1 rRNA gene is annotated in these 2,941 nt (G+C 51.2%); it reads right to left on the minus strand.

Annotation, left to right across the window (positions count from 1 at the left end):
* Positions 1 to 32: 32 nt before the first annotated feature.
* Positions 33 to 2,921: ribosomal RNA gene (locus tag F0265_RS24455) — 23S ribosomal RNA — on the minus strand.
* Positions 2,922 to 2,941 lie beyond the last annotated feature (20 nt).

Consider the following 2,941-nt stretch of genomic DNA (forward strand, 5'->3'; position numbering starts at 1 on the left):
CTTTGAGTCCATCAAAACCCTTTGGGTGTTGTATGGTTAAGCCTCACGGGCAATTAGTACAGGTTAGCTCAACGCCTCACAACGCTTACACACCCTGCCTATCAACGTTCTAGTCTCGAACAACCCTTTAGGACCCTCAAGGGGTCAGGGAAGACTCATCTCAGGGCTCGCTTCCCGCTTAGATGCTTTCAGCGGTTATCGATTCCGAACTTAGCTACCGGGCAATGCCATTGGCATGACAACCCGAACACCAGAGGTTCGTCCACTCCGGTCCTCTCGTACTAGGAGCAGCCCCCTTCAATCTTCCAACGCCCACGGCAGATAGGGACCGAACTGTCTCACGACGTTCTAAACCCAGCTCGCGTACCACTTTAAATGGCGAACAGCCATACCCTTGGGACCGACTTCAGCCCCAGGATGTGATGAGCCGACATCGAGGTGCCAAACACCGCCGTCGATATGAACTCTTGGGCGGTATCAGCCTGTTATCCCCGGAGTACCTTTTATCCGTTGAGCGATGGCCCTTCCATACAGAACCACCGGATCACTATGACCTGCTTTCGCACCTGCTCGAATTGTCATTCTCGCAGTCAAGCGGGCTTATGCCATTGCACTAACCTCACGATGTCCAACCGTGATTAGCCCACCTTCGTGCTCCTCCGTTACTCTTTGGGAGGAGACCGCCCCAGTCAAACTACCCACCAGGCACTGTCCTCAACCCGGATAACGGGTCTAAGTTAGAACATCAACACTACAAGGGTGGTATTTCAAGGACGGCTCCACCGATACTGGCGTACCGGTTTCAAAGCCTCCCACCTATCCTACACATGTAGGGTCAATGTTCAGTGCCAAGCTGTAGTAAAGGTTCACGGGGTCTTTCCGTCTAGCCGCGGGTACACTGCATCTTCACAGCGATTTCAATTTCACTGAGTCTCGGGTGGAGACAGCGTGGCCATCATTACGCCATTCGTGCAGGTCGGAACTTACCCGACAAGGAATTTCGCTACCTTAGGACCGTTATAGTTACGGCCGCCGTTTACCGGGGCTTCGATCAAGAGCTTCGACTTACGTCTAACCCCATCAATTAACCTTCCGGCACCGGGCAGGCGTCACACCGTATACGTCATCTTACGATTTTGCACAGTGCTGTGTTTTTAATAAACAGTTGCAGCCACCTGGTATCTGCGACTCCCGTTAGCTCCATCCGCAAGGGACTTCACCGACAGGAGCGTACCTTCTCCCGAAGTTACGGTACCATTTTGCCTAGTTCCTTCACCCGAGTTCTCTCAAGCGCCTTGGTATTCTCTACCCGACCACCTGTGTCGGTTTGGGGTACGATTCCTTACAATCTGAAGCTTAGAGGCTTTTCCTGGAAGCATGGCATCAATGACTTCACACCCGTAGGTGCTCGACGTCGTGTCTCAGCCTTAAAGAGAGCCGGATTTACCTAACTCTCAAGCCTACGCACTTGAACCTGGACAACCGTCGCCAGGCCCACCTAGCCTTCTCCGTCCCCCCATCGCAATTGTAAGAAGTACGGGAATATTAACCCGTTTCCCATCGACTACGCCTTTCGGCCTCGCCTTAGGGGTCGACTTACCCTGCCCCGATTAACGTTGGACAGGAACCCTTGGTCTTCCGGCGAGGAGGTTTTTCACCCCCTTTATCGTTACTCATGTCAGCATTCGCACTTCTGATACCTCCAGCAAGCTTTACAACTCACCTTCAACGGCTTACAGAACGCTCCCCTACCCAATACTTAAAAAGCATTGCCGCAGCTTCGGTTTATAGCTTAGCCCCGTTACATCTTCCGCGCAGGCCGACTCGACTAGTGAGCTATTACGCTTTCTTTAAATGATGGCTGCTTCTAAGCCAACATCCTAGCTGTCTAAGCCTTCCCACATCGTTTCCCACTTAGCTGTAATTTGGGACCTTAGCTGGCGGTCTGGGTTGTTTCCCTCTCCACGACGGACGTTAGCACCCGCCGTGTGTCTCCCGGATAGTACTTACTGGTATTCGGAGTTTGCAAAGGGTTGGTAAGTCGGGATGACCCCCTAGCCTTAACAGTGCTCTACCCCCAGTAGTATTCGTCCGAGGCTCTACCTAAATAGATTTCGGGGAGAACCAGCTATCTCCAGGTTTGATTGGCCTTTCACCCCTAGCCACAAGTCATCCGCTAATTTTTCAACATTAGTCGGTTCGGTCCTCCAGTTGATGTTACTCAACCTTCAACCTGCCCATGGCTAGATCACCTGGTTTCGGGTCTATATCCAGCAACTCGACGCCCAGTTAAGACTCGATTTCTCTACGGCTCCCCTAGATGGTTAACCTTGCTACTGAATATAAGTCGCTGACCCATTATACAAAAGGTACGCAGTCACACCACGAAGGTGCTCCTACTGCTTGTACGTACACGGTTTCAGGTTCTATTTCACTCCCCTCACAGGGGTTCTTTTCGCCTTTCCCTCACGGTACTGGTTCACTATCGGTCAGTCAGTAGTATTTAGCCTTGGAGGATGGTCCCCCCATATTCAGACAGGATATCACGTGTCCCGCCCTACTCGATTTCACCTAAAATGCGCTGTCGGTTACGGGGCTATCACCCTGTATCGCAGAACTTTCCAGAACTTTCACCTGACGCATTAAAGGCTTAAGGGCTAATCCAATTTCGCTCGCCGCTACTTTCGGAATCTCGGTTGATTTCTTTTCCTCGGGGTACTTAGATGTTTCAGTTCCCCCGGTTCGCCTCATTACCCTATGTATTCAGATAATGATAACTGCTTATGCAGTTGGGTTTCCCCATTCGGAAATCCCAGACTCAAATGACTTTTACTGTCTAATCTGGGCTTATCGCAAGTTAATACGTCCTTCATCGCCTCTGACTGCCAAGGCATCCACCGTGTACGCTTAGTCACTTAACCATACAACCCCAAAGGGTCTT

The sequence above is a fragment of the Vibrio sp. RE88 genome (genome assembly GCF_013113835.1).
Taxonomy (GTDB): Bacteria; Pseudomonadota; Gammaproteobacteria; order Enterobacterales; family Vibrionaceae; genus Vibrio.